We start from the raw sequence: 1086 nt of genomic DNA on the forward strand, positions 1-1086 counted from the left end.
AAAATGCGCGCGGCCGCCGCCGATCTGGAATTTGAAGAAGCTGGCCGTTTGCGCGACGAAATCCGGTCGCTCGAGGCAACCGAGCTTGGCCTGCCGCACCCACAGCATGTCGCTGCACCCAAAGGCCGCGCTACCGAGGGCCAGCCCGGCACGCGCAAAATGCGTTACGGCAGGACTCAGCGAAAATTCGGCAAATAAGCGCGGGCGCTAGTTCAACAGCCGGATGACAGCAGAAAGCCCAGCTAGTCCCAATATGCCAGCAACAAAGCTGCGCCACCACGTCGCAGGCACTTTGCCAAAGGACTTGGCACCAAGCCAGTTGCCCAGCAGCACCGATGGAAACAGAAGCAACGACAGCCAAAGCAGCCGTTCGTTCGCCAGACCAAGCACAAAGGCCGATATCGTCCCTGCAATCGCGGTGGCAAAAAACACCAGCATCATCGATGCGCGTGCTTCCTTGGGCGGGATTGGCTGGCGCAGATAAAAGGGTACGACGGGTGGCCCCGGCATCGCGGCAAAGCCCGTTAATATGCCCGACGCAAGGCCAGTCAGCGCGGTTTCCTTGGGTCCGGGCCGAAGCGCACTGCGTTGCGGCAGCAATACGAGCAGGAACGCACCAATCGCGATGACGGCGATCATCAACCGCGCAATATCGGGCGTGGTGTGCATCAGCAATAAAATCCCGAGCGGTGTCGCCACCACGGCAAAGCCCGCAATCTTAAGCGCGCTTTCCCGATGCGCATCGGCCAGAATGACCTTCAATCCAACTGGCCCGATGAGCACCTGAAGCAATATGCCAATGACCACTGCCTCGCCCGGTTTCACGATCAAACCGAACAATGGCACCAAGATAATCGCCATGCCAAAGCCGGTGAGCCCGCGAATATAGGCCGCGCCGAAAGTTACCGCCGCCAACAGCAGTAGTTGCGTTGTCATAATGCCAATCAGGTCTTGAATATTCAGTGGCCCATTGCCGCATGTTCGGCAGCGGTCATCGGCTTTTCCGCAGCAGCCACACCCTTTTTGTCGAGCCACGCCTGCATTTCGCGCATCTCGGCTTCCTGCGCCGCAATCACTCTTTCTGCC

2 protein-coding genes are annotated in these 1086 nt (G+C 59.0%); one reads left to right on the forward strand and one right to left on the reverse strand.

Features of this window, described 5'->3' with window-relative positions:
- On the forward strand, positions 1 to 198 hold a 198-nt coding region (locus U1739_RS21045), incomplete at its 5' end, for a UvrB/UvrC motif-containing protein (protein WP_332710571.1).
- Positions 199 to 207: 9 nt separating this feature from the next.
- Here the strand turns inward: U1739_RS21045 and U1739_RS21050 are convergent.
- Complete coding sequence (locus U1739_RS21050) at positions 208 to 936, reverse strand: sulfite exporter TauE/SafE family protein (RefSeq protein WP_332710572.1); 729 nt, start codon at positions 934 to 936, stop codon at positions 208 to 210.
- Between the last annotated feature and the right edge of the window lie 150 nt (positions 937 to 1086).

It is taken from the genome of Parasphingomonas puruogangriensis (assembly GCF_036663635.1).
Lineage (GTDB): Bacteria > Pseudomonadota > Alphaproteobacteria > Sphingomonadales > Sphingomonadaceae > Sphingomonas.